This window comes from Caulobacter sp. DWP3-1-3b2, assembly GCF_049896325.1.
In the GTDB taxonomy this organism is placed as follows: domain Bacteria; phylum Pseudomonadota; class Alphaproteobacteria; order Caulobacterales; family Caulobacteraceae; genus Caulobacter.
Genome location: NZ_JAFCUB010000041.1, coordinates 1 through 25,909 on the forward strand (window position 1 = coordinate 1; position 25,909 = coordinate 25,909).

A 25,909-nucleotide genomic window follows, 5' to 3' on the forward strand; every position below is an offset into this window, starting at 1 on the left:
CCAAACCGCCCCAGCAGCAGATCCATCGCCATCTCCCGTCAGATGAACCCAATGAATCAGAGCTCGTCCACTCGCTCAATCGAGATGTGTGAACCTGCTAGCCCACAGGGGGAGGACTTAGAAGCGGAAATCCTCCCCCTGTGGGGGAGGTGGCCCGAAGGGCCGGTGGGGGGAGTGTTCCTGCAGGTCCGTGCGGATCGCCGCGACCGCGCTATCCACGTCGTCCAGCACCCAACGAGCGGGAATTCGGAGCGTTCTCACACCCCGTTCCGCCATCCAGGCGTCACGGATGGCGTCGCGCTCGGGCTGGTCGCCGACCTCATGCGCGTAGCCGTCGATCTCGACCGCCAGCCGCGCTGAAACACAGAAGAAGTCAAAGACGTAGGGTCCCATCGGATGTTGGCGGCGAAACTTCAAACCGTCGAGCCGAGACCCCTTCAGGGCTGACCACAGCACTCGTTCCGGCAAGGACATTTCCTTCCGCAGTTCACGCGCCCTGGCGACGTAGGCCTTGGGTTCTCGCATGCCGTTTCACGCCCCCCCCACCGGCCTTTGGCCGCCTCCCCCACAGGGGGAGGACCTGATGTTGATCATTCTGCATCTATACCATGTTCCCTCTTCGTTCTCAACCTCCGAGGCGCCCCATGCCCCTGTTCAAACCTCGTCGTCCGCCCCCCATGGCGCCGGAGGCCAAGGACTCCCGCGCCGCGCGGCTGATCGCCATCACCACGGCGGGCCAACCGCGCTGGACGCCGCGGGACTATGCCGCCCTGGCGTCGGAAGGCTTCGCCAAGAACCCGATCGCCTATCGCTGCGTGCGGATGATCGCCGAGGCCGCCGCTTCGGTGCCGATGACCGTCTTCGTCGACGGCCGCCGCGCCGACGACCATCCGCTGCGCGTCCTGCTCCAGGCCCCCAATCCCGAACAGGGCGGGCCCGACCTGATGGAGGCGTTTTTCGGCAATCTGACGGTGGCCGGCAACGGCTACCTGGAAGCCGCTCAAGGGGGAGAGGGCAGCGACGTCCCCACCGAGCTCTACGCCCTGCGGCCCGACCGGATGACCGTGGTGCCCGGCCCGCGCGGCTGGCCGCTGGCCTATGACTACCAGGCCGCCGGTCGCACGGCGCGGATCGGGCGCGACGCCGCCGGCTGGCTGCCGGTGCTGCACCTCAAACTGTTCAACCCCACCGACGATCACTACGGCTTTTCCCCGCTGGAGGCGGCGGCCTTCGCCATCGACGTGCACAACGCCTCGGGGGCCTGGAACAAGGCCCTGCTCGACAATAGCGCCCGGCCGTCCGGGGCCCTGGTCTACGCCAACCGCGACGCCGGCGACCGACTGAGCGCCGAGCAGTTCGAGCGGCTGAAGGCCGAGCTCGGCGACGCCCATTCCGGGGCCGCCAACGCCGGCCGGCCGCTGCTGCTGGAGGGCGGGCTGGACTGGCGGCCGATGTCGCTGAGCCCGGCCGAGATGGACTTCATCGCCGGCAAGCACGCCGCCGCCCGCGAGATCGCCCTGGCCTTCGGGGTTCCGCCCCAGCTGCTCGGCGTGCCGGGCGACGCCACCTACGCCAACTATCGCGAGGCCAATGGGGCGTTCTGGCGCCACACCGTCGTTCCCCTGGCCGAGCGGGCGGCGCGGGCCCTGTCGGTGTGGCTGGCGCCGAAGTTCCCCGGCGCGAAGATTGCCTGCGACCTGGACGCGGTGCCGGCCCTGTCGGCCGAGCGCGACGCCCTGTGGGCGCGACTGGAAGGCGCCAGCTTCCTCACCGACCCCGAACGGCGGCGGCTGGCGGGGCTGGAGGGATAGTCCTCCCCCCGTGGGGGAGGTGTCGGCGAAGCCGACGGAGGGGGGAGGGATCGGAGGCCAGCCGCCTCCCGGATCAACGACCCCAACACTCCCCCCACCGGCCTTCGGCCGCCGCCCCCACAGGGGGAGGACCTTTCCGATCAACCGGAGACACCCATGACTTCACCCCCGCGCTGGCGGCTGGACCGCCAGGTCTCGGTCGCCCTACTGGTGGCCATCGCCTTGCAGGCCGCTGGCGCCTTGCTGTGGACTGGCCGGGCCAGCGCCCGCATCGACAATCTGAGCCAGCGGCTAGACGCCCAGACCCCGGTGGCCGAGCGCCTGGCCCGGTTGGAGACTCAGGCCGAAGCCACCCGGGCCTCGCTGGCCAGGATCGAGACGAAGCTGGATGGAGGTCAGCCATGAAGGACGACCTCCAAATCCAAGGCCACGGCAGCCTGTTCTGGACCCGCGACCTCAATGACGACGTCACCGCCGCCGGGGCCTTCGCCGCCAGCCTGGCCCGCACCGGCCCGGCCGCCGTCAAGATGCTGCACCAGCACGACGACGCCGAACCCGTCGGGGTCTGGGACGAGATCGCCGAGGACGCCTCGGGCCTCTACGTCCGTGGGCGGATTCTCCGCACGACCCCGAGGGGGAGGCTGGTCGCCGCCCTGGTCGAGGCCGGGGCGCTGGACGGCCTCTCGATCGGCTTCCGCGCGGTGAAGGCCAGACCCGACGACACCGGCCGCCTGCGCGTGCTGCGCGAAGTGGAGCTGTGGGAAGTGTCGATCGTGACCTTCCCGATGTTGCCGGGGGCGCGGCTCAAGCGCGTCGGCTAAGGCCCAGAATTCCTCCCCCCGTGGGGGAGGTGTCGGCGGAGCCGACGGAGGGGGGAGTGATCCGCCGCTCCAAAACTCCCCCCACCGATCGCTTCGCGATCGCCTCCCCCACAGGGGGAGGACCTGTTCCTGACCACCCAAACCGGAGATCCCCATGAAGGAAACCAAGCAGGCCCTGGCCTCGCCGGAGGCCCGCGCGGCCTTGCACGAGGTGCTGGCGGCGTTCGAGGGCTTCAAGGCCGCCAATGACCAGCGGCTGGCCGCGCTGGAGACCAAGCGGGCCGACGTGCTGTTGGAGGAGAAGGTCGCCCGCATCGACGAGGCCGTCTCCAACGCCCAGGCGCGGCTGGACCGCGTGCTGTCCGACGCCCGGCGGCCCACGCTTGGCGGTGACGCGCCGCTGGCGCGTGTCGACGAGCGCAAGGCCGCCTTCGACCGCTATATCAAGACCGGCGAGACGCCTTCCGCCTCCTTGGCGCTTCTCCTGGAAGCCAAGGGCCTGTCCGAAGGCGTGGCCACGGCCGGCGGCTATGTCGCGCCGCCCGAGCTGGAGCGCCAGATCCTGCGGCGTCTGCAGGCGACCTCGCCGATGCGCGACATCTGCCAGGTGCGCACCATCGGCTCGGGCACCTTCCGCAAGCCGGTCTCGACCGCCGGTCTTGCCGCCAGCTGGGTGGCCGAGACCGCTGCGCGGCCGGAGACCACCCCGCCGACCCTGGACGTCATCGACTTCCCGGCCGGCGAGCTCTATGCCAGCCCCGCCGCCACCCAGGCCCTGCTCGACGACGCCTATGTCAATATCGACGAGTGGCTGGCCGAGGAGGTGCAGGACGCCTTCGCCGCCCAGGAGACCGCCGCCTTCGTCAGCGGCGACGGGGTCAACAAGCCCAAGGGGCTGCTGGCCTATGTGGCCGCCGCCGACGCTTCGTACGCCTGGGGCCAGATGGGCTATCTGGCCACCGGCGTGGCGGGCGCCTGGCCGGCCACGAACCCGACCGACAAGCTGATCGACCTGATCTATGCGGCCAAGACCCAGTACCGCCAGAACGGCCGCTTCGTGATGAACCGCCGCACGGTCAGCGCCGTGCGCAAGTTCAAGGACGCCCAAGGCAACTACATCTGGAACGCGGCCCTGCAGCCGGGGCAGTCGGCCTCCTTGCTCGGCTATCCGGTCACCGAGATCGAGGCCATGCCCGACGTTGGCGCCAACACCTTGGCCCTGGCGTTCGGCGACTTCGAGAAGGGCTATCTGATCACCGACCGGGCCGGGGTGCGGGTGCTGCGCGACCCCTATTCGGCCAAGCCCCACGTGCTGTTCTACACCACCAAGCGGGTCGGCGGCGGGATCCAGAACTTCGACGCCATCAAGCTGCTGAAGTTCGCCGTTTCGTAGGCCTCACCCACACTTGCCCCCACCTGACCGCTGCGCGGTCTGTCCGCCCCCATAGGGGGCGGAGTTCGCGCGGATTGGGCTCCGCCCCCTATGGGGGCGGACAGGCGACGAAGTCGCCAGGTGGGGGCAAGTCCTCATCCGGAAAATCCCAACATGCCCCTCTCCACCACCCTGGCCGAGGCCAAGGGGTTCCTGCGCGTGGCTGACGCCACGGAGGACGCCCTGGTCACCCTGCTGATCGACGCGGCCGAGGCGCGCGTCGCCGCCGCCACGGGCCTGGTCCTGGCCCCCGCCAGCCCCGCGCCCCTGCGGCTGGCGATCCTGACCCTGGTCTCCCACGCCTATGAGCACCGGGCCCAATCTTCCGAGACAAGCGCCGAGCCGCCGCTGGGTCTCGTCGAGCCGTGGCTGGCCCCCTACCGGACGGCGCGGCTGTGAGCGGCCCCGGAAATTTGGGTCCTGACGGGGCCCTGGCCGCCGCCCTGGTGGCCACGCTGAAGGCCGCCCCGGCCGTCACTGTCCTGGTTGGCCAGCGCATCTATGTCGATCCGCCGCGCAGCCCGACCTATCCCTGCGTGCTGGTCGGCCGCCAGGAAAGCCGGCCGGCGGGACCCGACGCCGACGCGCTGGAGCACTTGGTCACCGTAACCGCCGCCTCGCGGTTTGGCGGACCGGAGGAGGCCCGCGCCCTGACCGCCGCCGTTCGCGCCGCCCTGCACAACGCCGCCCCGGCCGTCGAGGCCCGGCGGCTGGTCACCCTGCGCGTGACCTATGCCGACGTCTTCCGCGCCGCCGACCGCGAGCTGTCGCTCGGGGTGCTGCGGGTGCGGGCGGTGACGGAAGGCTCCTGATCCAGACTTGCTCCCACCTGACCGCTTCGCGGTCTGTCCGCCCCCATAGGGGGCGGAGCCCAAGCGCGCGAACTCTTCCCCCTCTGGGGGAAGACGGCCGAAGGCCCGTAGGGGGCAAGTGTTCGCCCCAATCCTCGAAAACCGGAGATTCATCATGGCCGCCCAAGCCGGCAAAGACATCCTGCTGAAGATCAGCGACGGCGCGCCGACGCCGGTCTTCACCACCGTGGCGGGCCTGCGGGCTCGCACCATCAGCCTCAACGCCAAGACCATCGACGCCACCGACGGCGACAGCACCGGCCGCTGGCGCGAGCTGCTGGCCGGGGCCGGCGTGCGCTCGGTCGCCGTCTCCGGCGCGGGGGTGTTCCGCGACGCGGCTTCCGACGCGATGGTGCGCGACAGCTTCTTCGCCCAGACCGCCCGGGTCTGGCGGCTGGTGATCCCCGACTTCATCCAGTTGGAGGGGCCGTTCCTGGTCGCGGCCCTGGAATATGCCGGCGAACACGACGGCGAGGCGGCCTTCGCGTTGTCGCTGGCCTCGGCCGGCGCGGTGACGTTCACGGCGATCTAGGACCCGCAAGTGCGCCAGTGAAAGGACTTCCATGCCCACCCCCAACCCCACTCGCGGCGAAGTCTCCGTGCCCCTGGCCGGGACCCCGCGCCGCCTGTGCCTGACCCTGGGCGCCCTGGCGCGCATCGAGGCCGCCCTGCAACTCGACGACTGGAGCCAGCTGCCCGAGCGGTTTGGCCGGATGTCGGCCACCGAGCTGACCGCCGTGCTGGCCGCCCTGCTCGAGGGGGGCGGCGAGGACCCGGATGTGCTGACGGCCCAGCCCGTCACCCTGCCCGAAGCGGTCGCCGCCGTGGCCGCCGCCCTGGCGGCCTGCGCGTGAGCCCGCGCTGGGCCGACGCCCTTCGGCTGGCGACCCTGCGCCTGGCCATCGCCCCCGAGGCCTTCTGGCGGTTGTCGCTGCCCGAATGGCGGGCCCTGACCGAAGCGCCGGCCGCGCTGGTCCTGACGCGGGGCGCGCTTGACGCCCTGCTGACCCGCTTTCCCGACGAGGAGACCCGATGAGCGAGTTCGACCTTGATGGCCTCGACGCCATCCCCGCCCGCGCCACCGAGGCCGCCGCCGCGCTCGCCGCCCTGAAGGCCCCGGCCGAGCAGGCGGCGCGGAGCATAGACGAGGCCTTCGCCAAGGCCGGCACGGGCTTGGTCCGCTCGCTGGCCCACGCCGCCGCCGACGGCAAGATCAGCCTGGCCGAGCTCGCGCAAGCGGTGCTGCAGGCGGTCTCGGCCGGGGCAGGCGGCGGACAGGGGAGCAGCCTGGCGGCGGCCCTGGCCAGCGCCGTCGGCTCCATATTTTCTGGAGCGAGGGCCGACGGCGGGACCGTGAGCGCCGGCGGCGCCTATCTGGTCGGCGAGCGCGGCCCCGAACTGTTTCGTCCCGCGACCGGCGGCGCGATCGAGCCGGTGGGCGGAGGCGGGGTGAATGTGACGGTCAATGTCCAGGGCGGCGACGTCGCTGGCCTGGCCCGCTCGGACGCTCAACTGGCCCAGGCCCTGGCCCGGGCGGTCAGCCTGGGCGCGCGGCGGCTATAGGGATTATTTTCACCGCTCATCCCGGCATTCGCCGGGATGAGCGGCTTATTGTTACACCAGCACCGGCGTCAGCGACGGTTCGCCGTAGCGGTTCTCGTCCCGCTGGCCTTCGGCGGTTCCCACCCAGAGGGTGAAGCCGACCAGCACCACCAAGGCGATGGCGAGGCTGACGAACAGGCCGCCGACCCCGGCCAAGGCCAACAGGCCCGCGTCACCGTTCATCATCTCGGCGGCGATGGCGCCGAAACCGATCGAGATGGCCGAGGCGACCACCAGCACGGGACCCAGCAGGATCGGCAGCAATTGCCACCAGCCGGTGCGGCCCATGTCGTGCAGGCGCTTGGTGTAGATACAGACGCCGGCGAAACTGGCCGCCAGGCCGATGGCCCAGCCGATCAGCGGAATCCAGCCCGCGACCATGTGCGCGCCCAGCAGCATCAACCAGCCGATCCAGAACGTCTGGCGGCCGATACGGCCCTCGGCGGTGAAGAAAAGCGATTTCCAGTCCATGTCATTCAGCTCCCAGCTTGGGGAGAATTTACGGCCGCCCCGCTCGCGGTTGAAGTGAATTGCAAGTCATGACGCGGGTTTAACCCGGCCTCCCAAAATCCTCAGACACAGGAACCTCCCATGGCCTTCCATGAAGCGCGCCTGCCCGCGCGGCTGGCGTTCGGCTGCGCCGGCGGCGTCGAGCGGCGGACCCAGGTCACGACCCTGGCCTCCGGATTCGAGCGGCGGTCCAGTCCCTGGGCCCAAGGGCGACGGCGCTACCTGATCGGCACTGCGGCGCGACCGCTGGACGACGCCGCCGCCCTGGTGGCGTTCTTCGAGGAACGGCGAGGGCGGCTGCATGGCTTCCGGTTCCGCGACCCGGCCGACTGCCGGTCGTGCGCGCCGTCGGCCACGCCGGCGGCGGCCGACCAGGCGATCGGGGTCGGCGACGGGGGTCGCAAGACCTTCGCCCTGACCAAGACCTACGGGACGGGCGCCACGGCGGTGGTCCGGCCGATCGCCAAGCCTGTGGCCGGCACGGTCAAGATCGCGGTGGCGGGCTTCGTGCTGGGCCCTGCGGCCTTCGCGGTCGATACGGTGACGGGCCTCGTGACGCTCGCGGTCGCCCCGGCCGTGAGCGCGGCGGTCACCGCCGGCTTCGAGTTCGACACGCCGGTGCGTTTCGACAGCGATCGCATCGACGTCACCCTGGAGAGCTTCAACGCCGCGCGGGTCGGCGCCGTGGCCCTGGTCGAGGTGCGGGTCTGATGCGCGCGGTTCCCAACGCCTTGGCCGCCGCGATCGAGAGCGGCGCGGCCAGCCTGTGCCACGTCTGGATCCTGACCCGCCGCGACGGCGTCGTCCTGGGCTTCACCGACCATGACCAGGACCTGGTCGTCGAGGGCGTGACCTGCCGGGCCGCCACCGGCTGGACCGCCGGGGCCAGCGACACGGCGGCGGGCTTCGCGCCCGGTCTGGCCACGGCCGTCGGAGGCTTCGACGACGCGGGGCTTTCCGAGTTGGATCTGGCGGCGGGCCTCTATGACGGCGCCCGCGTCGAGTGCCGGCGGATCGACTGGTCGGCGCCGAGCCTGTTCGTACGCCTGTGGCGCGCCACCGTCGCCGCCGCCAAGGTCCAGGGCGGAGCCTTCACGCTGGAACTGGAAGGACCGCTGGCGGCGCTCGACCGCGTGGCGGGCCGCACCTTCGGACGGTCCTGCGACGCGGCGTTCCGTGACGCCCGCTGCGGGCTCGATGCGGCGGCCTTTCCTGGCGCGACCTGCGACAAGCGGTGGGCGACCTGCTGGGAGACGTTCGGCAACGGCTTGAACTTCCGGGGTTTTCCGACGGCGCCGGGCGAGGATTTCCTGACGCTGTATCCGTCCGAAGGCGAGCGCAATGACGGGGCGCGGCGGTGATGGAACACACTTGCCCCCATCTGGCGGCTTCGCCGCCTGTCGCGGCGGGGGGGCGCAGTTTCCGCTGCGTCAGCGGCGGAGCTCTTCCCCCTCTGGGGGAAGACGGTCGCGAAGCGAGCCGTAGGGGGCAAGTGATCGCCGCCGCTGGGTCCATCAACGAGCGCGCCCTGACCGAAGCCCGCCAATGGCTCGGCACCCCCTACCAGCACCAGGCCAGCCTGCGCGGCGTCGGCTGCGACTGCCTGGGTCTGATCCGCGGCGTCTGGCGCGCCCTGCAGGACGCCGAGCCGGAAACCCCGCCGCCCTATCGCCCCGATTGGGCCGAGCTGGGCGGTCGCGAACTCCTGGCCGAGGCGCTGGCTCGGTCGCTGATCCCGCTGGACCTCGCCGCCGCCCGGCCGGGCGACGTGCTGCTGTTTCGCATGGCCCCCGACGCCCCCGCCAAGCACTGCGCGATCCTGTCGGCGGCCGACCGGATGATCCACGCCTATTGGGGCCGCGCCTGCGTCGAGAGCTGGCTGGGGCGCTGGTGGCGAGCGCGGCTGGTCGCGGCGTTCCGCTATCCGTCAATCTGAAGGAGACTATCCCCATGGCTCAGGTCATCCTTTCCGCCGCCGGCGGCGCGATGTTCGGTCCGGTCGGGGCGGCGGTCGGGGCGGTGCTGGGATCGGTGATCGACCAGGCCGCCCTCGACGCCCTGACCCCGGCGCGCCAGGTCGGTCCCCGTATCCCGGACCTGCGCCTGACGGGCGCCGCCGAGGGCGCGCCGATGGCCGCCGTGTTCGGCCGGGCCCGCGTGGCTGGCCAGGTGATCTGGGCGGCGCGGTTCAGGGAACGCTGGGTCGACGGTCACGCGGGCGGCGGCGGAAAAGGCCCGCGCACCACCAGCGCCGCCTATAGCCTGTCGTTCGCCGTCGCCGTCTGCGAAGGCCCGATTGACGGGATCGGCCGGGTCTGGGCCGACGGCAAGCCGATGGACATGGCCGGCGTCCTCATGCGCGTTCACACCGGCGCCGAGGACCAGGCGCCCGACGCCCTGATCTCGGCGGTGGAGGGGGACGCTCCGGCCTATCGCGGCACGGCCTATGTCGTGTTCGAGGACCTGCCGCTCGGCGCCTATGGCAATCGCCCACCGCAGCTGTCGTTCGAGGTGTTCCACAGGCCGCGCGCCAGCGGCGCGGCTGCGGGACTGGAGGAGCGCCTGAAGGGCGTCTGCCTGATTCCCGGGGCCGGCGAATTTGTCTACGCGACCGACCTGGTCTTGCGCCGCGACGGCCTCACCCGCACGTCGGCCGAGACCCTGAACAACACCGAGGGGCTCGCCGATCTGGTGGTGTCGCTCGATCAGTTGCAAGCGCAACTGCCCAATGTGGAAGAGGTGACCCTGGTAGTCGCCTGGTTTGGCGACGACCTGCGCTGCGGGTCGTGCGCGATCCGCCCCAAGGTCGAGACGGCGACCAAGGCGACGATCCCGTTCGAATGGCGGGCGGGAGGCCTCGATCGCGCTGACGCGGCGGTGGTGTCCTCGCATGGCGGAGGTCCGGCCTATGGCGGCACGCCGGCCGACCGGGCGGTGCTGCAGGCCATCGCCGAACTGAAGCGACGCGGGCTGCGGGTGACGCTCTATCCGTTCGTGCTGATGGACATACCGGCCGCGAACGCCTTGCCCGATCCCTATGGCGGCGCGGCCCAGGCGGCCTATCCGTGGCGCGGCCGGATCACCTGCCACCCCGCCGCCGGCCGCGCGGGCTCGCCCGACAAGACCGCCGCCGCGACGGCCCAGGTCTCGGCCTTGTTCGGCGCGGCCACGGCGGCCCAGTTCGGGGCGGCCGAAGGTCTTCCGGCCTATAGTGGCCCGGTCGGAGACTGGGGTCTGAGGCGGATGCTGCTCCACTACGCCAAGCTGGCCCAACTGGCGGGCGGGGTGGACGGCTTCATCCTGGGTTCCGAGCTGCGCGGTCTGACCACGGTGCGCGACGGGATCTCGTCCTATCCAGCCGTGAGCGCCCTGAAGGCGCTGGCGGGGCAGGTGCGCACCCTGCTCGGACCAGCCGCGAAGCTCGGCTATGCCGCCGACTGGAGCGAGTATTTCGGCCACCAGCCCGGCGACGGCAGCGGCGACCTGCATTTCCATCTCGATCCCTTGTGGAGCGACGGCAATATCGATTTCGTCGGCGTCGATTTCTACCCGCCCCTGGCCGACTGGCGCGACGGCGAGGCTCATCTCGACGCGGTCGCCGGCCACAAGGGGCCGCACGACCTCGCCTATCTGAGACAAAGCCTGGCGGGCGGCGAGGGCTTTGACTGGTTTTACGCGAGCGACGCCGCGCGCCTGGTCCAGACGCGAACGCCAATCAGCGACGGCGCCTATGGCGAGCCCTGGGTCTACCGACCCAAGGACCTGCAGGCCTGGTGGAGCCACCAGCACTTCAACCGCCCCGGCGGCGTCCGGGCGGCCAGTCCCACGGCCTGGGTCCTCAAGTCCAAGCCGTTGCGGCTGGTGGAGTTCGGCTGCGGCGCGGTCGACAAGGGCGCCAACGCGCCCAACCTGTTCGTTGACGCCAAGAGCGCCGAGAGCGCCCTGCCGCTGTTCTCGGATGGAACGCGTGACGAGGTCGGCCAGCGCCGGGCGCTGGAGGCGGTGCTGGCCCATGTAAGCGACCCGGCCGCCAATCCCATGTCGCCGGTCTATGGCGGGCCGATGATCGACCGCGCGGCGGCCTGGTGCTGGGACGCGCGGCCCTTCCCCGACTTCCCCGCCCGGGCGGGCGTCTGGGCCGACGGGCCCAACTGGACGCTGGGCCACTGGCTGAACGGCCGGGCCGGGATCGCGCCGCTACCCGAATTGATCGCCGCCCTGGCTGACCGGGCGGGGGTGACGCTCGATCCGGGTGAGGCCGGCGGCAGCGTGGTCGGCTACGTGGTCGACCGGCCCATGCGGCTGCGCGACGCCCTGGCGCCGCTGCTGGGGGCCTTCGCGCTGGACGCCGTCGAGCGGCAGGACGGCGTTGTCCTGGCCGGCCGTTGCGGCCCGCCGGTCTTGACGCTGGGCGACGACGACCTGGCCTGGCCCGAGGATCGCGAGGCGCCGACCGCGACGGGCCGCGCCCTGGCCGCCCCGGTGCGGGCCCTGCGCCTGCGCTTCATCGACGCCGCTCGCGACTACCAGACCGGCTCGGTGATCGTCCGCCGCGAGGTGGGGGAGGGCAACGCCGATCTCGACGTCCCGCTGGTGTTGAGCGCCGCCGAGGCCCGCGCCGTGGCCCAGCGTCGCCTGGCGGCCACCGATCCGCGCGACGCGACCGTCCACGTATCGCCTCTGGCCGCCCTGCGCCTGGAGCCCGGCGACCGCCTGGCCTTGGACGGCGTGACCTGGCGCGTGGCGCGGGTCGATCTCGACGAGCATCCCCGTGTGCGACTTCTGCCCACGGCCCCACCCGTCGCCCTGGACGGCGACCTCGACTGGTCGCCCGCGCCGCCGCGCGAGACGTCGGGGCCGCCGATGCTGCACATACTGGACCTCCCCGGACAGGATGACGACCGGCCGCTGGTGGCGGTGGCCGCCGCGCCTTGGCGGGCCTTCGACATCCATGCCGGCGCCGGGCTGGCGTCCCTGCGGGCGCGGGCCAGCGCCGCCGTGCCCGCCACGGTCGGAGTCACCCTGTCGGACCTGCCGGCCGGCCCCCTGCACCGCTTCGACCGCGCCAACCGGCTGACTGTCCGGCTGGAGGGCGCCGCGCCTCAGGGCCGCGATCGCTCGGCCGTGCTGGCGGGCGCCAACGCCATCGCCGTGCGCGGCGCGGGCGGGGAATGGGAGGTGATCCAGTTCCTCGACGCCCAGGCGGTTGGCGATGATCGCTGGGCCCTGTCTGGCCTGCTGCGCGGCCAGGGCGGCAGCGAGTCGGCCATGGCGGCGATCAATCCCGCCGGTGCGGCGGTCGTCGTACTGGACGCCGCCCTGGCGCGGGCCGACCTGTCGTCGTCGGAGCGCGGCTTGCCGTTGGTCTGGCGCGCGGCCCCAGCCGGCGGCCCGGCCTCGGGACCGGCGATGACCGAGGTCGTCGCCACCTGGCGCGGCCTCTCGAACCGGCCGTGGTCGCCGGTCCGCCTGAAGGTCCGCAATGCGAGCTTCGACTCGCTGGTCAGCTGGATTCGTCGCACCCGCGTGGCCGGCGACGGCTGGGAGGCCGAGGTCCCGCTGGGCGAGGAGCGCGAGGCCTGGCGGGTCGAGATCCTCGACGGCGAAATGGTGGTCCGCACCGTCGAGACCGCCGCGTCTGCCTTCACCTACACCGCCGCTCAGCGGGCCGCCGACTTCCCCGCTGGACCGACCGGCCTGGTGGCTGTCAGGATCGCCCAAGGCTCGGCCCTGTTCGGCTGGGGCGCGTCAAGCAGAGTGTTGCTGTGATATTAATGCAACATAACGCTTGCGCGCGGCGGCAAACGGCCTAATTGAGGCGTCCCCGGTCTTTCGAAGTGAGGAGCCTCCTTGGCGCGCGACCCCTATACGGAACTTGGCGTTTCCCGCACCGCCACTGCGGCCGAGATCCGCAAGGCGTTCCACAAGCTGGCCAAGGCGCACCATCCGGACACCAATCCGGGCGACAAGAAGTCGGAGGAGCGCTTCAAGCAGGTCACGGCCGCCTTCGACATCATCGGCGACGTCGACAAGCGCAAGAAATTCGACGCCGGCGAGATCGACGTCGATGGTCGCGAGACCGCGCGCGGCGGCTTTGGCGGGTCGGGCTCGCCGTTCGGCGGCGGCGGCTTCAATCGCGGTCGCCCAGGGGCGGGCGGCGGCGACGGCCCGGAGATCGACCTCAACGACCTGTTCGGCGACATCCTGGGCCGTAATCGCGGCGCTGGCGCTGGCGCCGGCAGTTTCGGCGGCGGTTTCTCGCCCAAGGGCGCCGACGTGCGCGCTCGTCTCGACATCGACCTGGAAGAGGCGATCAAGGGCGGCAAGAAGCGGGTGGCCTTCTCCGACGGCCGGACCATCGACGTGACCATTCCGGTTGGCGCCCAGGAGGGCCAGACCCTGCGCCTGAAGGGCCAGGGCAGCCCCGGCCGAGGCGGACAGGGCGACGCCCTGATCGAGCTGGCCATCAAGCCGCACCCGATCTATCGCCGCGAGGCCGACACCCTGGTCATGGACCTGCCGATCTCGGTGCCTGACGCGGTGCTGGGCGGCAAGGTCGAGGCCCCGACGCCCGACGGCCCGGTCACCCTGTCGATTCCCAAGGGCTCCAACACGGGCGCCAAGCTGCGGCTCAAGGGCCGGGGCCTCTCCGACGGCAAGGGCAAGCGCGGCGACCTGTTCGCGCGGCTGGTGGTGACCTTGCCGGAAACGCCGGACGCCGAACTGGAGCAGTTCGCCGAGACCTGGCGGACCCAGAGGCCCTACGCGCCGAAGCGGCGGTAGGCGCTTTCGGCCTAGCCTTTCCCGGCCGGCAGCACGGCCTTCTTCACCAGATACGCCCCCTGACCCAGGCCGAAGATGGCCAGCAGGGCGGAATCGACGTCGGGCAGCAAGATGTCCTTGGCGATGTCGAGCAGCAGCATCACGTGGATGCTGGACACCGCGAAGATGCCGGCCGCCACCACGCTGATCAGGATCATCTGGAAGTCGCCCAGGTCGGTCTCGCCCTCGCCGTTCTTGAAAAGGTCGAGGAGGCTGGCCTCGACCGTTCCGGCCGACGCGGCGGGGATGTCCCTGGCCGCGGGGGTGTTGGCCGCCTTGTTCGCCAGCAGCGCCGCCGAGGTCGCGGCGACGGTGGCCACCTGCACGGCGGTCGTGGCGCTCAGGGTCGCGCCGGCCACGGCCGGATCGCCGGCGTCAAGATTGGCCACGGCGGCGGTCGAGCTGTTGGCGGCGTCGGCGGCCGTCTTGGCGGTGACCGCGGCGGTCTGGGCGTCGGCATTGGCCGTGTCGCTGGCGGCGTTCTGCTTTTGGGTGGCGACGAGTTTCGCGCCGCCGAAGGTGACGGCGCTCAGTCCCGTCAAGGCCAGCACATTCACGGTCAGGCCGATCCCGCTGATGAACTCGGCCCCCAGCAGCAGGACGCGCAGCACCAGCATCGAACCGTAGGCGATGGCGACGACGCCAAACCACAGCGCCAGCTGGAACTGCGAGTTGCTCAGCCGTCCGTCGTGGCCGGTGATGAACCGCAGCGGCTTGCCGCCCGAGGCCAGGAAGGCGACCAAAAGCAGGGCCGCCGTCACGCCGCAGACGGTCCAGCCGACCATCCACGGGTCGACCGGTCGCGCGATCCCGGTGATCTTCATGACCTTGGTCGCGGTCACCGGATCATCGACATCGATCCAGACGAGGTCGGCCCTGCCAGGCTTGGGCGGGATGATCCGCTTGTTGGCCCCGAGCCGCAGCGCCTGCTTGTCCGCCTGATTGACCACCAGCATATCGAAGGCCGGATAGCCGCCGTCGGGCTGGAACCGGATCGAATCGAAATTGGCGGCCTTGGCGGGGACAAGCTTGCCGTCCGGGCCCGGCAGCGCCTTGAGGCCAACCCCGACGATCGCGCCCGAGAATTGACTGAACGTCAAATTGGCGGGTGACGCTGGCGGCGTGGCCGTATCCGAGACGGCCGGGGCGAAGGGCAGGGCGACGGGCGGGGCGACGGGCGGCGGGGCAGCCCGGGCGTGGGCGGCGCCGGCCAGAAAGGCGCCCAGGACGACGGCGGCCACAGCCACGCGCCAGGATGTCATGACCAGTCGCATCGCTCCCTCCCCAGAAAACCTTGCCGAGCTCCCCGCAATTTTACGCGCGAAGATTGCACTCTAGAATGGCCCAGTTTTCGTGACAAGCGGCTCGGCGGCGCGAGAGACAACCCCTGGGCGCGAAGGGCTTGGCGCCTGTCCGGCCGTGACAGAACGACGCGACCCGTCCATAACGGCCGTGTTCAGCCTCTATTCAGCCGCGAGGCTCTAAAACCGAGCCCATGAAGCCGATCAACATCCTTTTCGCCGCCCTGCTGGCCGCCTCCGCCCTGCCGGGCGTGGCGTCGGCGCAGCGCGGGCCGGACTCGCTGGGCGCTGACTGGCGCGCCCGGCAGGATCAGGCGCGGGGCGGCGTTCAGTCGGGCCAGCTGGTGCCACTGGGCCGGGTGATCGAGCAGATCGGTCGCCGCACGCCGGGCCGCGTGCTCGACGCCGGCCTCGAAGGCTCCAACTATCGCGTCCGCTGGGCCACCACCGACGGCCGCCGCATCGACTTCATCGTCGACGCGCGGACCGGCCAGATCCTCAGCGCCAACTAAGGTTTCCTGTTCCATGCGCATCCTGCTTGTCGAAGACGATCCCGACCTGTCGCGCCAGCTGAAGCTGGCCCTTGGGGACGCGGGCTACGCCGTCGATCAGGCGCCGGACGGTGAGGAAGCCCAGTTCCTGGGCGAAACCGAGCCCTATGACGCGGTGATCCTCGATCTCGGTTTGCCCAAGGTGGACGGCGTGTCGGTGCTGGAGCGCTGGCGGCGCGGCGGCGTGGCCACGCCGGTGCTGATCCTCACCGCGCGGGGTTCGTGGAACGAGAAGGTCGCGGGCTTCGACGCCGGCGCCGACGACTACCTGACCAAGCCGTTCCATACCGAAGAACTGCTGGCCCGCCTGCGCGCCCTGCTGCGCCGCTCGGCCGGCCACGCCTCGCCCAGCCTGTCGTGCGGCGGCCTGCGCCTGGACCCGCGCGCCGCCCGAGCCAGCGTCAATGGCGAACCCCTGCGCCTGACCTCGCTGGAATACCGCCTGCTGCACTACATGATCATGCACCAGGGCCGGGTGATCGGCCGCACCGAGCTGGTCGAGCACCTGTACGACCAGGACTTCGACCGCGACAGCAACACGATCGAAGTGTTCATTGGCCGGCTGCGCAAGAAGCTGGGCAGCGACCGGATCGAGACCGTGCGCGGCCTGGGCTATCGCCTGACGCCGCTGGAAGGCGAGACGACAGAGGGTTAGAGCCTTCGCCAATTCGTTTTGGCCCAGCCCAAATCTCCGCTCATCCCGACGAAAGTCGGGACTCACGCTGAGGCGGGGTGTTGGATCAGAGCGAAACCGCGAGGCTCGGCTTGGGTCCCGACTTTCGTCGGGATGAATGGAAAAAGGGGGGCGAGGTGAGCGAAACGGAAAAGTGTCCCGACCCCCTCATCGTCCCTTCAACGGGCTTGCGCTAGCCATGTGGGACCTCAGCAAGCACTCGCTCGTCCGTCGGCTGGTGCTGCTGGCCGGGGTATGGAACCTGGTCGTGCTGCTGGTGGCGGGCGTTTTCCTGACCGCCCAGTTCCGCGACTCGGCCATCCGCCGCTTCGATTCCGCTCTGACGGTGCTGACCGACGATCTCTATGCCAGCTCCAGCGTCGAGGACGGCGTGGTCAAGGCGCCGTTCCTGACCGACATTCGCGCCACCCGGGTCTATTCCGGCCGCTATTGGCAGATCCTGGAAATGCGGCCACAGGGCCTGCGAATAATCGACCAGTCGCGGTCGCTGTTCGACAGCTCGCTGACTATCCCCGGCGCCCAGGCCGAGCGGCTGGCCGCCGCGCCGGGCAAAACCCTGTTCTTCGACCTGATGGGACCGCAGAACGCGCGGCTGCGAGCCGCCGCCATCCTGACCCGCCTGCCGGGCTATCCTCGCCCCGTGGTGTTCATCGCCGCCGAGGATCGGGCCCCGATCGACCGTGACGCCGATATCTTCGCCCGCAACACAGCCATCGCGTTGATCCTGCTGGGCGCGGGCCTGGTGTCGGCAGTGGTGGTGCAGGTGCGCGTCGGTCTGTTGCCGCTGTTTCGCCTGCGCCGCGAGGTGGGCGCCGTGCGCCGTGGCAAGGCCGAGCGGCTGGAGGGCGTCTATCCTGAGGAACTGGCGCCGCTGGCCGGGGAGCTCAACGCCCTGCTGACCCATAACCAGGAAGTCGTCGAGCGCCAGCGCACCCATGTCGGCAACCTGGCCCACGCCCTGAAGACCCCGCTGTCGGTGATGCTGACCGAGGCCAGCCAGCAGCCTGGCAGCCTGGCCGAGGTGGTCGAGCGCCAAGCCGCCACCATGCGCGAGCAGGTCGATCATCACCTGCGCCGGGCCCGCGCCGCCGCGCGCTCCCAGACCTCGGGCGAACGCACGCCCGTCGAGCCGATCATGGACGAGCTGGCTGCCACTCTGGAGCGGATCTTCCAGGACAAGCCAGGGGGGCGGGGCGTCGAGATCGACTGGCGCTGCCCCGACGACCTGGCCTTCCAGGGCGAGCGTCAGGACTTCATGGAACTGGCCGGCAATGTCATGGAAAACGCCTGCAAGTGGTGCAAGGCCAAGGTGCGGGCCGAGGCCGTGGCCAGCTCGCCCGAGCAGTTGACCCTGACCGTCGATGACGACGGCCCCGGTCTGCCCCCCGACCGCTGGATTGACGCCCTCAAGCGCGGCCAACGCATGGACGAGCATACGCCAGGCTCGGGCCTGGGTCTGTCGATCGTCGACGAACTGGCGCGGGCCTATGGCGGCTCGGTGACCCTCTCGGCCTCGCCGCTGGGCGGGCTACGGGTGACCCTGGTGCTGCCGCGCTCGGAGGGGTGAACCTCTTTCCTCACCCGTGAAACGGGGGAGGTGGCGCGGCGCCGATAGGCGACGTGACGGGGGGGGGGGCGGTCCCAGATTCCATCGGCGACGCCCGTTGGATCAGCGAACACTTCGCTCGCGGCATAGCGCATCACCGACCGTCCCATTGCTGCCAAGTCAGCATCGCGCCACCTCCCCCGCCTTACGGGTGAGAAGAGATCAGGCGAGACCCACAACCTTACATCGCGCACCTCTCAACCCCACATCGCAAGACACCGGTTTCCGCCATCCAGCGACCTTTCGACGCTGTGGCTCGAACAGCAAAAACTTATGGTTTCGGAAAGTCTTAACCTCGTTGACGACATGGTTGACGCGGGCCCCAGTGGGCTGCTTTTGCGGGGAGTTATGGCCGGGGTCGTCGCCAACAAGTTGCTGATGGTTCGGAAGCTGGTGGAAACCGCCCCCGACGCCGCTCTGCGCAGCCTGGAGCTTGCCTTGTCCGGTCCGGCCGGAGGGCAAGGCGCCCTGGCTTCGGTGCGTCGGTTGGTCGAGGACGAGACCGCCGCCCGCTATATTCGCAACAGCGTCCTGGCCCCGATCGTGCCGCTGTGCGCCGCCCGCGACAGCGAACAGACCTCTTTCCCGCCCCGCGTGCTCTCCCTGTTGTGGGAGGCCTTGAAGATCGACTCGCCGCGCAAGATCGAGGAGGCCGCGGCGCGCTGCAATCCCTGGGACCTCGAACAGGGTCCGCCCGAGGTGTTCAACGAACTGTGCGAGATCGCCGCCCGGGGCGTGCGCGCCCAGACCGCGCCGGGCTTCGTGGCCCTGGGCCAGATCTGCGACATCGACGAGCTGGCCGCGTGCCTGGAGCTGTCGGCCATCGTTCGCGCCGCCCTGCCCAAGCTGTCGGAATGGATCAGCAAGATGAGCGAGGAGCGCGCCTCGTCCGCGCGCCTGGCCTATAACGACGCCTGCGAGATCCGCGACGACGCCGGACCGCTGTTGTTCGAAATCCTCGCCGCGCACCTGCCCGACGATTTCCGGATCCTGCGGGTGATCTCGGCGGTGATGGAGCGGCCCACCGACAAGTTCTGGGCCTCGTCCGAGGTCGGGGTGTTCGGCGAGCGGGTGCTGACCGACATCGAGAAGAACATCGACTTCATTCGGACCTTCGACGCCGACCGGGGCGAAGCCGAGGGCCGCAAGGCGGCGCTGGCCGCACAGAGGGTCGCGGCGCAGATCACCGAGTTCGAACAGTCTGTCGATCTGAACAAGGACGGTCCCTGGGGCAGGCGGATCGGTAAGTACAAGCAGGGCGTCGCCCAGACCGTCGAAAGCCGCATGAACGCCGCCGAGAAGGAACTGCTGGCGGCCCTGCCGCTGCGGCCGATCTCGATCCTCGGTGGCAAGAATGGCAAGGGCATTCCGGCGCTGACCGCCGAGCCCGACGAGCGCTTGGTCAGCCGCGTGACCGCAGTGCTGGCCTTCGTCGCCGACGTCCGGTCCTGCGCCGCCCAGAGCGGCTATGGCGCCAGCCGGGCCAAGGTGCTGGAAAAGCTCAACACGCGTCTCGACCAGTATATCGAGGACATCCTCTATGTGGTCCGAACCGGCGAGGGCGGTGATCGGGCCCTGGCCCAGCGCTATCTCGACCTGGCGGCCGGCCTCATCGCCTATAGCCGCGACGAGAAGACCGCCGAGATCGTCCGCCGCCGCGCCGCCGCCGCCGTGGCCCAGGCGGCCTGATCCTTACGCGATTTTTTCGCTAACGGCCGTCGCCATTCCCCTTTAACACGCGCGCATGATCGCTTTCTGGATCGCCACGGCGGGATTGTCGGCCGTCGTCGCCGCCTTGGTGCTGCGCGGCGCCGCGCAGGCCTCGCTGGGGGCGGGCGACGACGCCAGCCTGGCCGTGCATCGCCGACAGGTTTCCGAGATCGACGACCTGGCCGACCGCGGCCTGCTGGCCGACGGCGAGTTGAAGACGGCCCGCGCCGAGGCCGGCCGCCGGTTGATCGCCGCCGCCGACCAGCAACAGGCCTGGCCCGTCGCCGATCCCAAGACCCGGCCGCTGATCCTGGCCTTCGCCGCCCTGGCCCCGCTGATCGCGCTGGGCGTCTACGGCGCCGTCGCTGCGCCTGGCCTGGCCGACCAGCCCTACCTCAAGCGGGTGGCGCAGTGGCGCAACACCGAGCTCTCGCAACTGAGCCCCGACCAAATCGCGGCGGTGTTGCAGGAAACAGCCAAGGCCAAGCCCAATGATCCTGAACTGTTCAGGCTGCTGGCCCTCACCCGTCTGCAGGCCGGCGACCCGACTGGCGCGGCCCAGGCCCTGCGGCGCGCCGTCTCGCTGGCGCCCGACCGGGTCGATCTGTGGGTGGGTCTGGGCGAGATGTTCATCGCCGAAGCCAAGGGCGAGATCGGAACCGACGCCAAGCGGGCCTTCGCCGAGGCGCTGAAGCGTGACCCGGCCAATGTCATCGCCCGCTACAACCTCGCCAAGGCCCGCATCGCCGAAGGCGACCTGGCCGGCGGCCTGGCCGACTGGCGGGCGGTGCTCGCCGCCATGCCGTCCGACGACCCGCGTCGCGCGGGTTTCGCCGAGGAGATCGTCCAGACCCAGGCGCGCGGCGGCCTGCTGCCAGAACCGACGGCCCCTCAGGAGCAAGCCGCCGCGCCGGCCGGCGACGGCTCGGGCGTCGATGGCTTCATCCAAGGCATGGTCGCCAGCCTCGCGGCCAAGCTCCAGGCCAATCCCGACGACGCCGATGGCTGGGTCAAGCTGGTGAGGGCCTATGCCGTGCTGGGCGACACCACCAAGCGCGACGCCGCCCTGGCCAAGGCCCAGGCCCGCTTCGCCGGCCAGCCCAAGGTGTTGGCCGCGCTGCGTCAGGCCGCCCAGGCCCCCAAGGCGGACACGACATCATGAGTTTCCTGCCCAAATCCCGCAAGGCGCGCCGCCGCCTGACCGTCCTGGCGGTCGCCGCCCCGGTGGTCGCCCTGGCCGTCGGCCTGGCCCTGTGGGGCATGCGCGACGCCATCTCGCTGTTCTACACCCCCGCCCAGGCCGCCGCCGCCCATGTGCCGGCCGGCCGCAAGGTGCAGCTAGGCGGGCTGGTGGAGAAGGGCAGCGTGGTCAAGCACCCCGACGGCCTGGTGGAGTTCGTGGTCGCCGACCAGCGCGCCACCAATCTCGTGCGCTACCAGGGCGACCTGCCCGACCTGTTCCGCGAGGGCCAGGGGATCGTCGCTTCGGGCGCCTTCGACGAGACCGGTGTCTTCGTCGCCAAGCAGGTGCTGGCCAAGCACGACGAGCGCTACATGCCGCGTGAAGTGTCCAAGGCGCTGAAGGAACAGGGCGAGTGGCGAGGGGATGGCCAAACGCCGTCCTACTCAACAGGGAAGCCCGCCTCGTGAGCGTAACGCTTAAATTTCCTTCTTCCCTTGCAGGAGAAGGTAGCGGCCCCAGGCTTGATCCGGGGCCGACGGATGAGGGGTCGCGCCGACCTGTCCGCCGTGCGCGGCTGACCTCGCCTTCAACCCCTCATCCGTCGCTTCGCGACACCTTCTCCCGCCAGGGGAGAAGGGAAGGTTTGGCATGATTACCGAGTTCGGCGCCTACGCCCTGATCCTGGCCCTGGTGCTGTCGGCCCTGCAGATGGGGCTGTCGGCGGTGGGCGGGGCGCGGCGGATGTCGGTCCTGACCGGGGCGGGGCAGGGCGCGGCCCTGGGCGCCTTCCTGTGCACAGGCCTGACCTTCCTGGCCCTGGTCCATGCCTTCGTGGTGTCGGACTTCTCCGTGGCCAACGTCGCGGCCAACTCCCACACCGCCAAGCCCATGCTCTACAAGGTGGCTGGCGCCTGGGGCAGCCACGAGGGCTCGATGCTGCTGTGGTGCCTGGTGCTGACGGGCTTTGGCGCGGCCATGGCGGCCTTCGGCGCCGCCCTGCCGCCGCGCCTGCGGGCCTATGCGGTGGCGACGCAGGGCGCGCTGGGCGTGCTATTCCTGGCCTACACCGTCTTTGCTTCCAACCCGATGACCCGGCTGATCAACGTTCCGGTCGAGGGGGCGTCGCTCAATCCGCTGCTGCAGGACCCGGCGCTGGCCTTCCATCCGCCGTTTCTCTACTGCGGCTATGTCGGCTTCTCGGTGGTGTTTTCGTTCTCGATGGCCGCCCTGATCGAGGGCCGGGTCGATGCGGCCTGGGCCCGCTGGGTGCGGCCCTGGACCCTGGCGGCCTGGAGCTTCCTGACCGTCGGCATCACGCTCGGCGCCTTCTGGGCCTATTACGAACTGGGCTGGGGCGGCTGGTGGTTCTGGGATCCAGTCGAGAACGCCAGCTTCATGCCGTGGCTGATCGGCACGGCGCTGCTGCACTCGGCGGTGGTGCTGGAAAAGCGCGGCGCCCTGCCGGGCTGGACCGTGTTCCTGGGGCTGGCTGCCTTCACCTTCTCGATGCTTGGCGCCTTCCTGGTGCGCTCGGGCGTGCTGACCAGCGTCCACGCCTTCGCCGTCGATCCGGCGCGGGGCATCCTGCTATTGACCATCATGGGGATCGCGGCCGGGAGTGGCTTCCTGCTGTTCGCCCTGCGCGCCCCCAGCCTGAACAGCGGCGGGTTGTTCGCCCCGGTGAGCCGCGAGAGCGCGATCGTCGTCAACAACATCATCCTGTCGACCGCCACGGCGACGGTATTGCTTGGCACGCTCTATCCCCTGATCCGCGAGGCCATGGACGGCGAAGCGGTGTCGGTCGGCCCGCCTTGGTTCAACCTGACCTTTGTTCCCTTGATGGTGCTGGCCATGGCCATCCTGCCGGCCGGACCGCTGCTGGCCTGGAAGCGCGGCGACGCCCGGCTGGTGATGCGCCGCCTGTGGCTGGCCCTGGCCTGCGCCGCGATCCTGGGCCTGGTGGCCTTCGCCGTGATCGCGCCGCGCCATGCCCTGGCGAGCGCGGGCCTGGCCCTGGGGGTCTGGCTGGTGGCCGGCGCGGTGCTGGAGCTGGCCGAGCGGGTGCGGGCTTTCCGTGCGCCCTGGGCCGAGGTCCGGCGCCGGACCGTGGGCCTGCCGCGCGGCGCCTGGGGCATGACCCTGGCCCATGCCGGCCTTGGCCTGTTCGTGCTGGGCGCGTCGTTCGAGACCACCTGGCGCGTCGAGGCCGCTCAAGCCGTGAGCGTCGGCGGCCAGTTGAAGCTGGGCGCCTATGAGCTGGCCCTGACCGACGTCGGCGCGGTCGAGGGCGCCAACTACATCGCCGAGCGGGGGATCGTGAAGATCACCCGCGGCGGCGCTCCGATCTGCACGGCCCAGCCCGAGCGCCGCTTCTATCCGACCGGCCGCCAGACGACCTCCGAAGTGGCCATCTGTCCACGGGTGCTGGACGATCTTTATGTGGTGCTGGGCGAGCGCCGAGCGGGCGCGAACGGCCAGCCCGCCTGGCTGGTCCGCGCCTTCGTCAATCCGTGGGTTCGGCTGATCTTCCTGGGCCCGTTGATCATGGCCCTGGGCGGCCTGATCTCGCTGTCGGACCGCCGGCTGCGGTTCGGCGTGGCGCGCAAGTCGGAGACGGCGGCTTGAAGATCGCCTCCTCCTTCCTTCTCCCGTTGCGGGAGAAGGTGGCGGCCGAAGGCCGACGGATGAGGGGCCTGTCAAACCTGTCCACCTCGATCGTCTGCGGTGTCGACGCCGTGCGACCCCTCATCCGTCGGCTGCGCCGACACCTTCTCCCGCAAGGGGAGAAGGGAAGGGGTGTGCTCGTGGCGCTGATGGCTATCGCCTGCATGGCGGGCGCGGCCGCCGATCCCGCCGAGCGTCTGCCTGATCCCGTGCAGGAATCCAGGGCCCGCGACCTGTTTCGCGAGGTGCGCTGCCTGGTTTGTCAGAACGAGTCGATCGACGACTCCCAAGCCGACCTGGCTGGCGACCTGCGCGGCGTGATCCGCGACCAAGTGAAGCAGGGCCGCAGCGACCGGCAGATTCGCACGTTTCTGGTCGCGCGCTATGGCGAGTTCGTGTTGCTCAAGCCGCCGTTCTCGCCCAGCAACGCCGTGCTCTGGGCCACGCCTTGGGTCGCCCTGGTTTTGGGCGGCGGGTTGATGATCGTGCTTCTGAGGCGACGGGCCACACCCGGAGCGCCCGGCGAGGACGTTGAACAGCTTTCCGAAGGCGAAGAGGCTCGTGTTCAGGCGTTGTTGAAGGATGAATGACACGATTGCGCCGCGAAGACGCCGCAAGACCATCGTCAGCGTGGCGCAAAGATCAGTTGAAGACCATTGCGCCTTTCGCTAGCGCAACTAGGTTCTCAGGCCAAGGACCCGGCGCAGTGCGCCGTGGGTGAGGAAAGACGTAAGATGGCTGCTAGGAAGTCTGGTTTCTTTGTCGGCGCGGTGGCTGGCGCGGGCGTGGCCTGCGCGGCCCTGGTCGGTGTCGGCATGCGCATGGGTCCGGCGAGCGCCGACGCGGCGCCGCAGGTGATCCGCACCTCTGGCGCCGCCGTGGCCGCCGCGGGTGCTCCGCCCGCGATGTTCGCTCCGCCGCCCGGCGCGCCGCTGTCGTTTGCCGACATTTTCGAACAGGTCTCGCCCGCCGTAGTGCAGATCGACGTGACGTCCAAGGCCGCCGCCGCGCCGAAGCTGCGCATCCCAGGCCTGGAAGGCTTCGACATCGTGCCGCGCGGCCAGAAGCCCGAGGACGGCGAGGAAGCCGCCCCCGGTCCCAAGCAGCAGTCGTCGGGTTCGGGCTTCTTCATCTCGGCCGACGGTTATCTGGTCACCAACAACCACGTCGTCGCCGACGCCGATGATGACGGCATCAATGTTGTGCTCAAGGACGGCCGCGAGCTGAAGGCCACCATCGTCGGTCGCGACGAGGGCACCGATCTGGCGGTCCTCAAGGTGGTTGATCCCAAGGCCAAGGGCGCGGCCTTCCCCTTTGTGAATTTCGAGAACCAGGCCAAGCCGCGGGTCGGCGACTGGGTGATTACCATCGGCAACCCGTTCGGCCTGGGCGGCACCGCCACGGCCGGCATCATCTCGGCCTATAATCGCGACTTGGGCGACAGCTCGTCGACCTTCGTCGACTACATCCAGATCGACGCTCCCATCAACCGCGGCAACTCCGGCGGTCCGTCGTTTGACGTCTATGGTCGGGTGATCGGGGTCAACACTGCGATCTTCTCGCCAACCGGCGGCTCGGTGGGCATCGGCTTCGCCATCCCGGCCGACGTGGCCGAGAACACCGCCAAGCAGCTGATCGCTGGCGGCAAGGTCGTGCGCGGCTATATCGGCGCCCAGATCCAGCCCTTCACCACCGAAATGGCCGAGGCCCAGGGCCTGTCGGACGTCAAGGGCGCCATCGTCGCCGACCTGGTGGCGGGTGGCCCGGCCCAGAAGGGCGGGCTGATGCCCGAGGACGTGATTACCGCCGTCAACGGCGTGGCGATCAAGAGCGGCTCGGAATTGACTCGCGAAGTGGCCAAGGGCCGTCCGGGCGACACCCTGAAGCTGTCGGTCCTGCGCGGCGGCAAGCCCCGCACGGTCGAGATCAAGTCGGGCGTCCGGCCGACCGAGAAGGAACTGGCGGTCGATGGCGACAACACCGACCAGAACGGTGGCGAAACCCCGACCAAGCCGCAGACCCAGAAGTCCGAAGCCCTGGGCATGAGCCTGGCGCCGATCGATGACGCGGCCCGTCGCACCTACAGCATCGACCCCGCCGTCAAGGGCGTGCTGATCGATGGCGTCAAGGTCAACTCCGACGCTGGCGAGAAGGGCCTGCGCAAGGGCGACGTCCTGACCAGCGTCAATGGCGATCCTGTCGCCAGTGCGTCGCAGGTTTCGGCGGCGGTCGAGGCGGCCAAGAAGCTGCAGCGCCCCAGCGTCAATCTTCGCATCGTCCGCGCCGGTCGTCCGACGATCGTGCCGCTGAAGATCGCGCCGTAGGGCTCGGCGCGGAACACCGTCGCGCGG

At 70.3% G+C, this 25,909-nt stretch carries 27 protein-coding genes; 24 read left to right on the forward strand and 3 right to left on the reverse strand.

Annotation, left to right across the window (positions count from 1 at the left end; all coding sequences use genetic code 11):
- Positions 1-117 precede the first annotated feature (117 nt).
- Positions 118-525, reverse strand: a complete 408-nt coding sequence (locus ACP7AG_RS18795) for an endonuclease domain-containing protein (protein WP_426032718.1) — start codon at positions 523-525, stop codon at positions 118-120.
- Between the two features lie 83 nt (positions 526-608).
- Here ACP7AG_RS18795 and ACP7AG_RS18800 point away from each other — a divergent pair, with 83 nt between their 5' ends.
- From ACP7AG_RS18800 to ACP7AG_RS18845, 10 genes are all read left to right on the forward strand, one after another.
- Positions 609-1,811 carry a phage portal protein gene (locus ACP7AG_RS18800; RefSeq protein WP_426032720.1) on the forward strand — a complete coding sequence of 401 codons (1,203 nt, stop codon included), beginning with the start codon at positions 609-611 and terminating at the stop codon, positions 1,809-1,811.
- 156 nt (positions 1,812-1,967) lie between these two features.
- Positions 1,968-2,216: a hypothetical protein gene (locus ACP7AG_RS18805; RefSeq protein WP_426014910.1), complete on the forward strand. Its 249-nt coding sequence runs from the start codon at positions 1,968-1,970 to the stop codon at positions 2,214-2,216.
- The gene (locus ACP7AG_RS18810; protein WP_426032722.1) at positions 2,213-2,632 is read left to right on the forward strand and encodes an HK97 family phage prohead protease; all 420 of its coding nucleotides are present in this window, start codon (positions 2,213-2,215) and stop codon (positions 2,630-2,632) included. Before ACP7AG_RS18805 ends, ACP7AG_RS18810 begins: the two co-directional genes overlap by 4 nt.
- 154 nt (positions 2,633-2,786) lie before the next feature.
- Complete coding sequence (locus ACP7AG_RS18815; RefSeq protein WP_426032724.1) at positions 2,787-4,025, forward strand: phage major capsid protein; 1,239 nt, start codon at positions 2,787-2,789, stop codon at positions 4,023-4,025.
- Between the two features lie 153 nt (positions 4,026-4,178).
- The gene (locus ACP7AG_RS18820) at positions 4,179-4,463 is read left to right on the forward strand and encodes a head-tail connector protein (protein WP_426014904.1); all 285 of its coding nucleotides are present in this window, start codon (positions 4,179-4,181) and stop codon (positions 4,461-4,463) included.
- Complete coding sequence (locus ACP7AG_RS18825) at positions 4,460-4,876, forward strand: DUF3168 domain-containing protein (RefSeq protein ID WP_426032726.1); 417 nt, start codon at positions 4,460-4,462, stop codon at positions 4,874-4,876. Before ACP7AG_RS18820 ends, ACP7AG_RS18825 begins: the two co-directional genes overlap by 4 nt.
- A 154-nt stretch (positions 4,877-5,030) precedes the next feature.
- Positions 5,031-5,447 carry a phage major tail protein, TP901-1 family gene (locus ACP7AG_RS18830; RefSeq protein ID WP_426014901.1) on the forward strand — a complete coding sequence of 139 codons (417 nt, stop codon included), beginning with the start codon at positions 5,031-5,033 and terminating at the stop codon, positions 5,445-5,447.
- Positions 5,448-5,478: 31 nt separating this feature from the next.
- Positions 5,479-5,769, forward strand: a complete 291-nt coding sequence (locus ACP7AG_RS18835; protein ID WP_426032728.1) for a GTA-gp10 family protein — start codon at positions 5,479-5,481, stop codon at positions 5,767-5,769.
- Positions 5,766-5,951 carry a phage tail assembly chaperone gene (locus tag ACP7AG_RS18840; protein ID WP_426032730.1) on the forward strand — a complete coding sequence of 62 codons (186 nt, stop codon included), beginning with the start codon at positions 5,766-5,768 and terminating at the stop codon, positions 5,949-5,951. The genes ACP7AG_RS18835 and ACP7AG_RS18840 overlap by 4 nt, the downstream gene beginning before the upstream one ends.
- Positions 5,948-6,478, forward strand: a complete 531-nt coding sequence (locus ACP7AG_RS18845) for a phage tail tape measure protein (protein WP_426032732.1) — start codon at positions 5,948-5,950, stop codon at positions 6,476-6,478. The genes ACP7AG_RS18840 and ACP7AG_RS18845 overlap by 4 nt, the downstream gene beginning before the upstream one ends.
- Before the next feature lie 51 nt (positions 6,479-6,529).
- Here the strand turns inward: ACP7AG_RS18845 and ACP7AG_RS18850 are convergent, their stop codons facing one another.
- The gene (locus ACP7AG_RS18850) at positions 6,530-6,988 is read right to left on the reverse strand and encodes a DUF805 domain-containing protein (RefSeq protein ID WP_426014894.1); all 459 of its coding nucleotides are present in this window, start codon (positions 6,986-6,988) and stop codon (positions 6,530-6,532) included.
- A gap of 120 nt (positions 6,989-7,108) precedes the next feature.
- Here ACP7AG_RS18850 and ACP7AG_RS18855 point away from each other — a divergent pair, with 120 nt between their 5' ends.
- From ACP7AG_RS18855 to ACP7AG_RS18875, 5 genes are all read left to right on the forward strand, one after another.
- On the forward strand, positions 7,109-7,738 hold the full coding sequence (locus tag ACP7AG_RS18855; RefSeq protein ID WP_426014890.1) for a phage distal tail protein, Rcc01695 family: 630 nt from the start codon (positions 7,109-7,111) through the stop codon (positions 7,736-7,738).
- Complete coding sequence (locus tag ACP7AG_RS18860) at positions 7,738-8,388, forward strand: baseplate hub protein (RefSeq protein ID WP_426032734.1); 651 nt, start codon at positions 7,738-7,740, stop codon at positions 8,386-8,388. Before ACP7AG_RS18855 ends, ACP7AG_RS18860 begins: the two co-directional genes overlap by 1 nt.
- Before the next feature lie 131 nt (positions 8,389-8,519).
- Entirely contained in the window at positions 8,520-8,963 is a 444-nt protein-coding gene (locus ACP7AG_RS18865) for an NlpC/P60 family protein (RefSeq protein ID WP_426032736.1), read from the forward strand.
- A gap of 14 nt (positions 8,964-8,977) precedes the next feature.
- Entirely contained in the window at positions 8,978-12,796 is a 3,819-nt protein-coding gene (locus tag ACP7AG_RS18870; RefSeq protein WP_426032738.1) for a baseplate multidomain protein megatron, read from the forward strand.
- Positions 12,797-12,877: 81 nt separating this feature from the next.
- Entirely contained in the window at positions 12,878-13,810 is a 933-nt protein-coding gene (locus ACP7AG_RS18875; protein WP_426032740.1) for a DnaJ C-terminal domain-containing protein, read from the forward strand.
- An 11-nt stretch (positions 13,811-13,821) separates the two neighbouring features.
- Here the strand turns inward: ACP7AG_RS18875 and ACP7AG_RS18880 are convergent, their stop codons facing one another.
- The gene (locus ACP7AG_RS18880) at positions 13,822-15,123 is read right to left on the reverse strand and encodes a hypothetical protein (RefSeq protein ID WP_426032742.1); all 1,302 of its coding nucleotides are present in this window, start codon (positions 15,121-15,123) and stop codon (positions 13,822-13,824) included.
- Between the two features lie 221 nt (positions 15,124-15,344).
- On the opposite strand from ACP7AG_RS18880, the gene ACP7AG_RS18885 reads away from it, so the two are divergent.
- From ACP7AG_RS18885 to ACP7AG_RS18925, 9 genes are all read left to right on the forward strand, one after another.
- Positions 15,345-15,662, forward strand: coding sequence for a PepSY domain-containing protein (locus ACP7AG_RS18885; RefSeq protein ID WP_426014882.1), 318 nt, complete (start codon positions 15,345-15,347; stop codon positions 15,660-15,662).
- Positions 15,663-15,675: 13 nt separating this feature from the next.
- Positions 15,676-16,356 (forward strand): response regulator transcription factor, encoded by a 681-nt coding sequence (locus ACP7AG_RS18890; RefSeq protein WP_426014880.1) that lies wholly within the window; start codon positions 15,676-15,678, stop codon positions 16,354-16,356.
- A gap of 217 nt (positions 16,357-16,573) precedes the next feature.
- A complete protein-coding gene (locus ACP7AG_RS18895) occupies positions 16,574-17,962 on the forward strand; it encodes an ATP-binding protein (protein ID WP_426014878.1) in 1,389 nt (462 codons plus the stop codon).
- Positions 17,963-18,349: 387 nt separating this feature from the next.
- A complete protein-coding gene (locus ACP7AG_RS18900; protein ID WP_426032744.1) occupies positions 18,350-19,690 on the forward strand; it encodes a hypothetical protein in 1,341 nt (446 codons plus the stop codon).
- Between the two features lie 55 nt (positions 19,691-19,745).
- Positions 19,746-20,873, forward strand: coding sequence for a c-type cytochrome biogenesis protein CcmI (gene ccmI / locus ACP7AG_RS18905; RefSeq protein ID WP_426032746.1), 1,128 nt, complete (start codon positions 19,746-19,748; stop codon positions 20,871-20,873).
- Positions 20,870-21,361 (forward strand): cytochrome c maturation protein CcmE, encoded by a 492-nt coding sequence (gene ccmE / locus ACP7AG_RS18910; protein WP_426014872.1) that lies wholly within the window; start codon positions 20,870-20,872, stop codon positions 21,359-21,361. Before ccmI ends, ccmE begins: the two co-directional genes overlap by 4 nt.
- Before the next feature lie 181 nt (positions 21,362-21,542).
- Complete coding sequence (locus tag ACP7AG_RS18915) at positions 21,543-23,519, forward strand: heme lyase CcmF/NrfE family subunit (protein ID WP_426032749.1); 1,977 nt, start codon at positions 21,543-21,545, stop codon at positions 23,517-23,519.
- Positions 23,516-24,148 (forward strand): cytochrome c-type biogenesis protein, encoded by a 633-nt coding sequence (locus ACP7AG_RS18920; protein ID WP_426032751.1) that lies wholly within the window; start codon positions 23,516-23,518, stop codon positions 24,146-24,148. The genes ACP7AG_RS18915 and ACP7AG_RS18920 overlap by 4 nt, the downstream gene beginning before the upstream one ends.
- A 144-nt stretch (positions 24,149-24,292) precedes the next feature.
- A complete protein-coding gene (locus ACP7AG_RS18925) occupies positions 24,293-25,882 on the forward strand; it encodes a trypsin-like peptidase domain-containing protein (RefSeq protein WP_426032753.1) in 1,590 nt (529 codons plus the stop codon).
- Positions 25,883-25,909: the final 27 nt, after the last annotated feature.

Bases quoted from the DNA above. Each gene is read 5' to 3' on its own strand.
- ACP7AG_RS18795 (WP_426032718.1), bottom strand. From the start codon at position 525: ATGCGAGAACCCAAGGCCTACGTCGCCAGGGCGCGTGAACTGCGGAAG.
- ACP7AG_RS18800 (WP_426032720.1), top strand. From the start codon at position 609: ATGTTCCCTCTTCGTTCTCAACCTCCGAGGCGCCCCATGCCCCTGTTC.
- ACP7AG_RS18805 (WP_426014910.1), top strand. From the start codon at position 1,968: ATGACTTCACCCCCGCGCTGGCGGCTGGACCGCCAGGTCTCGGTCGCC.
- ACP7AG_RS18810 (WP_426032722.1), top strand. From the start codon at position 2,213: ATGAAGGACGACCTCCAAATCCAAGGCCACGGCAGCCTGTTCTGGACC.
- ACP7AG_RS18815 (WP_426032724.1), top strand. From the start codon at position 2,787: ATGAAGGAAACCAAGCAGGCCCTGGCCTCGCCGGAGGCCCGCGCGGCC.
- ACP7AG_RS18820 (WP_426014904.1), top strand. From the start codon at position 4,179: ATGCCCCTCTCCACCACCCTGGCCGAGGCCAAGGGGTTCCTGCGCGTG.
- ACP7AG_RS18830 (WP_426014901.1), top strand. From the start codon at position 5,031: ATGGCCGCCCAAGCCGGCAAAGACATCCTGCTGAAGATCAGCGACGGC.
- ACP7AG_RS18835 (WP_426032728.1), top strand. From the start codon at position 5,479: ATGCCCACCCCCAACCCCACTCGCGGCGAAGTCTCCGTGCCCCTGGCC.
- ACP7AG_RS18845 (WP_426032732.1), top strand. From the start codon at position 5,948: ATGAGCGAGTTCGACCTTGATGGCCTCGACGCCATCCCCGCCCGCGCC.
- ACP7AG_RS18850 (WP_426014894.1), bottom strand. From the start codon at position 6,988: ATGGACTGGAAATCGCTTTTCTTCACCGCCGAGGGCCGTATCGGCCGC.
- ACP7AG_RS18855 (WP_426014890.1), top strand. From the start codon at position 7,109: ATGGCCTTCCATGAAGCGCGCCTGCCCGCGCGGCTGGCGTTCGGCTGC.
- ACP7AG_RS18860 (WP_426032734.1), top strand. From the start codon at position 7,738: ATGCGCGCGGTTCCCAACGCCTTGGCCGCCGCGATCGAGAGCGGCGCG.
- ACP7AG_RS18870 (WP_426032738.1), top strand. From the start codon at position 8,978: ATGGCTCAGGTCATCCTTTCCGCCGCCGGCGGCGCGATGTTCGGTCCG.
- ACP7AG_RS18880 (WP_426032742.1), bottom strand. From the start codon at position 15,123: ATGCGACTGGTCATGACATCCTGGCGCGTGGCTGTGGCCGCCGTCGTC.
- ACP7AG_RS18885 (WP_426014882.1), top strand. From the start codon at position 15,345: ATGAAGCCGATCAACATCCTTTTCGCCGCCCTGCTGGCCGCCTCCGCC.
- ACP7AG_RS18890 (WP_426014880.1), top strand. From the start codon at position 15,676: ATGCGCATCCTGCTTGTCGAAGACGATCCCGACCTGTCGCGCCAGCTG.
- ACP7AG_RS18895 (WP_426014878.1), top strand. From the start codon at position 16,574: ATGTGGGACCTCAGCAAGCACTCGCTCGTCCGTCGGCTGGTGCTGCTG.
- ACP7AG_RS18900 (WP_426032744.1), top strand. From the start codon at position 18,350: ATGGCCGGGGTCGTCGCCAACAAGTTGCTGATGGTTCGGAAGCTGGTG.
- ccmI (WP_426032746.1), top strand. From the start codon at position 19,746: ATGATCGCTTTCTGGATCGCCACGGCGGGATTGTCGGCCGTCGTCGCC.
- ccmE (WP_426014872.1), top strand. From the start codon at position 20,870: ATGAGTTTCCTGCCCAAATCCCGCAAGGCGCGCCGCCGCCTGACCGTC.
- ACP7AG_RS18915 (WP_426032749.1), top strand. From the start codon at position 21,543: ATGATTACCGAGTTCGGCGCCTACGCCCTGATCCTGGCCCTGGTGCTG.
- ACP7AG_RS18925 (WP_426032753.1), top strand. From the start codon at position 24,293: ATGGCTGCTAGGAAGTCTGGTTTCTTTGTCGGCGCGGTGGCTGGCGCG.